This is a genomic window from Pseudomonas sp. NPDC098740 (assembly GCF_044760065.1).
Taxonomy (GTDB): domain Bacteria; phylum Pseudomonadota; class Gammaproteobacteria; order Pseudomonadales; family Pseudomonadaceae; genus Aquipseudomonas; species Aquipseudomonas rossensis.
Window position 1 is genome coordinate 1 of record NZ_JBIWAM010000050.1, and the last position, 5,589, is coordinate 5,589.

At 58.3% G+C, this 5,589-nt stretch carries 6 protein-coding genes; all 6 read right to left on the bottom strand.

What is annotated here, in order from left to right:
• Window positions 1-160: 160 nt before the first annotated feature.
• Window positions 161-1,513, bottom strand: a complete 1,353-nt coding sequence (rseP, locus tag ACIQU2_RS28755; RefSeq protein ID WP_347804991.1) for a sigma E protease regulator RseP — start codon at window positions 1,511-1,513, stop codon at window positions 161-163.
• A 53-nt stretch (window positions 1,514-1,566) separates the two neighbouring features.
• Window positions 1,567-2,757, bottom strand: a complete 1,191-nt coding sequence (ispC, locus tag ACIQU2_RS28760) for a 1-deoxy-D-xylulose-5-phosphate reductoisomerase (protein WP_403145948.1) — start codon at window positions 2,755-2,757, stop codon at window positions 1,567-1,569.
• On the bottom strand, window positions 2,754-3,560 hold the full coding sequence (locus tag ACIQU2_RS28765; RefSeq protein ID WP_403145949.1) for a phosphatidate cytidylyltransferase: 807 nt from the start codon (window positions 3,558-3,560) through the stop codon (window positions 2,754-2,756). The genes ispC and ACIQU2_RS28765 overlap by 4 nt, the downstream gene beginning before the upstream one ends.
• Window positions 3,560-4,315 (bottom strand): polyprenyl diphosphate synthase, encoded by a 756-nt coding sequence (uppS, locus tag ACIQU2_RS28770; protein ID WP_347804988.1) that lies wholly within the window; start codon window positions 4,313-4,315, stop codon window positions 3,560-3,562. The genes ACIQU2_RS28765 and uppS overlap by 1 nt, the downstream gene beginning before the upstream one ends.
• A gap of 13 nt (window positions 4,316-4,328) precedes the next feature.
• Window positions 4,329-4,886, bottom strand: coding sequence for a ribosome recycling factor (gene frr / locus ACIQU2_RS28775; RefSeq protein WP_347804987.1), 558 nt, complete (start codon window positions 4,884-4,886; stop codon window positions 4,329-4,331).
• Window positions 4,883-5,589, bottom strand: a 707-nt coding sequence (gene pyrH / locus ACIQU2_RS28780) for a UMP kinase (RefSeq protein ID WP_403145951.1), incomplete at its 5' end; no start/stop codon positions are given. The genes frr and pyrH, both read right to left, overlap by 4 nt.

Genomic DNA, 5,589 nt, shown 5'->3' on the forward strand with positions numbered 1-5,589 from the left:
CGAATATCAGAGATAGTGAAGTACTCGGCGTGAACTTAGGCGATCATAAATACGTTGAGAACCGCAGTTATCATCAGACGTTTCATGAAGTCCTTTCTTATTCCAACTGGCAATAAACAAACTGCCGCAAAATGCGGCAGATTCGCAATTCAGCGAAGCGTTACAGTCGACCCAGATCATTGACAAGAGCAAGCAACATCACCCCGATCACCAAACTGATACCGATCTGTATCCCCCAACCCTGCACCCGATCCGACAAGGGGCGACCACGCGCCCACTCGATCAGATAAAACAACAAATGCCCCCCATCCAGTACAGGAATGGGCAACAAATTCAGAACTCCCAAGCTAATACTCAGATAAGCAAGGAAATTCAGGAAATCAGCGACGCCCGACTGGGCAGAAGCGCCCGCCACTTTAGCAATGGTTATCGGTCCACTCAAGTTTTTTACCGAGAGCTCACCGAACAACATTTTCTTGAGCGAATCGAGGGTCAGTACGCTCATGGTCCAGGTGCGTCGAGCACCCTCCCCAATCGCTGCCACAGGACCATAACTAACTTCGCGAATCATCTCTGGCGGCCAATCAACTGCCTTCACCCCAGCCCCCAGATAACCACTGGGTGCCTTCTTCTCGCCGCGAGCGGCCAGCGTCACAGGGACGTCGATTTGAGCACCGTCACGCTCGACGCGCAGCATGATTTTGGTATCAGGGTGCATACGGACCGTGTCCACCACCTGCTGCCAGTCATCAAGCGACTTGCCGTCCAGAGCCAACAGTCGGTCACCGGTCTTCAGGCCAGCAGCCTGTGCCGGGCCTTTCGGGTCAAGTTCGGCCAGGACCGGTGGCAGCGCCGGACGCCAAGGGCGCAAACCCAGCGAACGAATCGGATCCGGCTCATCGGCACCCTTGAGCCATTTATCCAGCATCAGCTCACGGGCCGAATCCACTGTGGAACCCTGATCACGGACCAGCAACTGCAGGGAACCGCTCTCCCCAAGACGACGGACCAACTGCAGGTTCACCGCGGCCCAGCCGGAAGTTGGCTCGCCATCGATGGCAATGATTTCCTGGCCCGCGCTCAAACCAGCCTTGGCGGCGATACTGCCGGATTCGACTGCACCAATGACCGGGCGCACTTGCTCGCTGCCGAGCATGGCGAGCACCCAGAAAAAAATCATCGCCAGTAAAAAGTTGGCAATCGGACCCGCCGATACGATAGCGATACGCTGGCGGACGGATTTGCGGTTGAAGGATTGATCAAGCTGATCGGCCGGCACTTCGCCTTCGCGCTCGTCGAGCATTTTCACGTAACCGCCCAGCGGAATCGCGGCGACGACGAACTCAGTGCCTTTCTTGTCGTGCCAGCGCAGCAACGGCATACCGAAGCCCACGGAGAAACGCAGCACTTTGACCCCACAGCGACGTGCGACCCAAAAATGGCCGAATTCGTGGAAGGTGACCAGCACACCCAAAGCCACCAGGGTGCCGACAATCATATAGAGCGCGCTCATCTACTTTCTCCGCAATCCTGTCCAGTGCCGCATGGGTCAACGTATTGCAGCACTTACCGCCCGTGACGACTCAACCATTGTTCGGCCAGTACTCGCGCTTTCGCGTCGGCCGTGAACACTGCCTCGAGATCGTCAACCGCAACCACGGGCTCGAGATTCAATACTTCTTCGATGATACTCGCGATTTCCGGGTAGCGAACCCGCCCGTCGAGAAAGGCCGCGACCGCCACTTCATTCGCCGCATTTAGCATGGCCGGCGCGCTATTGCCGGATTCAGCCGCCTGACGCGCAAGGCGCAGACACGGGAATCGCTCTTCATCAGGCACCTGGAAGTCCAGGCGCGCAATTGCAAACAGGTCCAGCGGCGCAACACCCGAGTCGATTCGCTCCGGCCAGGCCAGCGCGTTGGCGATCGGCGTGCGCATGTCAGGGTTACCTAACTGGGCCAATACCGAACCGTCGATGTAATCGACCAGCGAATGAATCACGCTTTGAGGATGAATCACCACTTCGACCTGGGACGGCTTGGCATCAAACAACCAGCAAGCTTCGATCAGCTCCAGCCCCTTGTTCATCATGCTGGCCGAATCCACCGAAATCTTGCGCCCCATGGACCAGTTCGGGTGGGCACACGCTTGCTCAGGGGAAACATGCACCAGTTCAGCCATAGGTGTCTGTCGGAACGGACCGCCAGAGGCCGTGAGTAAAATCCGACGCACCCCGACGGCACCCAGCCCACGAGCGAAATCCTGTGGCATGCACTGGAAAATCGCGTTGTGCTCGCTGTCGATCGGCAGCAACACCGAACCACTCTTGCGCACCGCCTGCATGAACAGCGCACCGGACATCACCAGTGCTTCTTTGTTGGCCAGGAGGATTTTCTTGCCGGCTTCGACCGCCGCCAGGGTCGGTCGCAAGCCCGCAGCGCCAACGATGGCCGCCATGACCGCATCGACCTCAGGATCGGAAGCAACCTGACACAGGCCCTCCTCACCCACCAACACGCGGGTCGGCAGGCCTGCGGCGCGCAAGTCGTCCTGCAAGCCTCGGGCAGCACCCGCCTCAGGCACCACGGCGAACCGCGGCGTATGACGAACACACAGCGCCAACAGCTCGCTCATACGGGTGAAACCGCTCAAGGAGAAAACCTGATAACGCTCGGGATGGCGAGCGATGACATCAAGCGTGCTCAGACCAATCGAACCGGTCGCCCCCAGGACGGTAATCTGCTGCGGGCGGCTCACGGTGCCGCCATCCACAGCAGCACAGCAAACACTGGAATCGCTGCAGTCAGGCTGTCGATTCGGTCCAGCACGCCGCCGTGACCCGGCAGCAGATTACTGCTGTCCTTGATCCCGGACTGACGCTTGAACATGCTTTCGGTGAGATCACCTACCACCGAGATAAACACGATGATGGCTGCACCAATCAGACCTTTGAACAGCTGCGCCACCGTCCAGTCTCGAACCAGACCGACAATGACAGTAATGACCAGACTCACCGCGAGGCCGCCATAGACGCCCTCCCAGCTTTTGCCGGGACTGACCTGTGGCGCCAGCTTGCGCTTGCCAAAGGCACGACCGGAGAAGTAAGCACCGATATCAGCACCCCAGACCAGCACCATCACCGCCATGATCAACCAGTTGCCCAAAGGCTCCTGCTTGATCTGAACCAGACCTTGCCAGGCGGGCAGCAGGATCAGCAGACCGATCACCAGCTTGCAGGCAGCACTGGACCAAAGTTCGCTGGAGCGCGGATAAGTCAGCACCAGATAGGTTGCAACGCTCCACCAAAGCACCGAAGCGCCCAACACCCAAGGCGCGAGCCCAGGCAGGATATGCATGACAAACAGCATCAACGCGACAACAGCCGCATAGGCAACGCGGATCGGCTGCTCAGTGAAGCCTGCCAGGCGAGCCCACTCCCATGCACCGAGGGTCACGACCAGCCCGATGAACAGCGCAAAACCGGTGCCTTCGAGCAGGAAAAACCCGCACAGGGCAATCGGCAGCAGGATCAACGCGGTGATGATTCGTTGTTTAAGCATTAAACCCGGGCTCCAGCCTCGACCTGCTCGCTCGTTTTACCGAAGCGGCGTTGCCGAGAAGCAAAATCGGCCAACGCAGTACGCATGGCATCGTGTTTGAAGTCCGGCCAGAACAGGTCGGAGAAGTACAACTCGGCGTAAGCCAGTTGCCACAGCAGGAAGTTACTGATGCGATGCTCGCCACCGGTACGGATGCACAAGTCCGGCAACGGCAAATCGCCGGTAGCCAGACAGGTTTGCAGCAGTTCCGGGGTAATGTCTTCCGGACGCAGGTGCCCGGCCTGAACTTCCCGCGCCAGCCGCTGTGCGGCCTGCGCGATGTCCCACTGACCGCCGTAGTTGGCTGCGATCTGTAGAACGAAGCGATTGGCACCCGCCGTCATTGCTTCAGCTTCACGCATGGCAGCTTGAAGCTCTGGATGAAAGCGCGAACGGTCGCCAATGATGCGCAAACTGATGTTGTTTTCGTTCAGGCGCTTGGCCTCGCGACGCAATGCCTTGAAGAACAGATCCATCAAGGCACTGACCTCGTCGGCCGGGCGCTGCCAGTTTTCGCTGGAGAAGGCGAACAGGGTCAATACTTCAACCTTGGCCTCGGCACACACCTCAATCACCGCGCGAACGGCATCCACACCCGCTTTATGACCGGCGACACCCGGCATAAAGCGCTTTTTCGCCCAGCGATTATTACCATCCATGATGATCGCGACATGGCGCGGCACCGCGAACGGCGCAGTCTGCTTGGTCTTATCCATTAAAACGCGACCCTTATACGGCCATCAGGTCTTTTTCTTTCTGCGCCAAATTCGCGTCGATTTCAGCCACGTATTTTTTGGTCAGATCATCGATCTCGCCAGTGGCGCGACGTTCTTCGTCTTCGCTGATTTCCTTTTCCTTGACCAGATCCTTCAGCGAGCTGTTCGCATCACGACGGATATTGCGCACCGCAACACGGGCATCTTCAGCGACATCGCGAGCCTGCTTGGTGAAGCCCTTACGGGTTTCTTCGGTCAGGGCCGGCATGGAGATCAGCAGCAATTCACCCAGGTTGGTCGGGTTGAGGTTCAGACCCGCGCTACCGATGGCCTTGTCGACGGCGCCCAGCATGTTGCGCTCAAAGGCAACGACTTGCAGGGTACGGGCGTCTTTGACGGTGATGTTCGCCACCTGCTTGATCGGAGTGTCGGAACCGTAATACGGCACCATCACACCTTCCAGAATGCTTGGATGCGCCTGACCAGTACGAATACGGCCGAAGTTGTGCATCAGCGACTCGACGGATTTCTGCATACGCTCTTTAGCGTCTTTCTTGATTTCGTTGATCATTGTTGGCCTTCCTCGATCAGGGTCCCTTCAGCGCCGCCATGCACGATATTCAGCAGGGCGCCGGGCTTGTTCATGTTAAATACGCGCAACGGCATCTTGTGGTCACGGCACAGGCAAATGGCGGTCAGATCCATCACGCCCAGCTTGCGATCCAGCACTTCATCGTAAGTCAGATGATCGAACTTCTCGGCATGCGGGTCTTTGAATGGGTCAGCGGTGTAGACGCCATCGACCTTGGTCGCCTTGAGCACGACATCGGCATCGATTTCGATTGCACGCAAGCACGCTGCCGAATCCGTGGTGAAGAACGGATTGCCAGTACCGGCCGCGAAAATCACGACTTCCTTGGCGTTCAGGTGGCGCATGGCTTTGCGGCGATCATAGTGATCGGTTACGCCAACCATGGAAATGGCCGACATCACGATGGCCGAGATATTGGCACGTTCCAGCGCATCGCGCATGGCCAGGGCGTTCATCACAGTGGCCAGCATGCCCATGTGGTCACCGGTGACCCGATCCATGCCGGCCGCGCTCAGCGCTGCACCGCGGAACAGGTTACCGCCGCCGATCACCAGACCGACCTGAACACCGATGCCGACCAGTTGGCCGACTTCCAGCGCCATGCGATCCAGAACTTTCGGATCGATCCCGAACTCTTCCGAGCCCATCAGGGCCTCGCCGCTAAGCTTGAGTAGAATGCGTT

What these genes read in the sequence shown, in the direction of transcription:
- frr (WP_347804987.1), bottom strand. Translation starts at nt 4,886, where the DNA reads ATGATCAACGAAATCAAGAAAGACGCTAAAGAGCGTATGCAGAAATCC.
- uppS (WP_347804988.1), bottom strand. Translation starts at nt 4,315, where the DNA reads ATGGATAAGACCAAGCAGACTGCGCCGTTCGCGGTGCCGCGCCATGTC.
- ACIQU2_RS28765 (WP_403145949.1), bottom strand. Translation starts at nt 3,560, where the DNA reads ATGCTTAAACAACGAATCATCACCGCGTTGATCCTGCTGCCGATTGCC.
- rseP (WP_347804991.1), bottom strand. Translation starts at nt 1,513, where the DNA reads ATGAGCGCGCTCTATATGATTGTCGGCACCCTGGTGGCTTTGGGTGTG.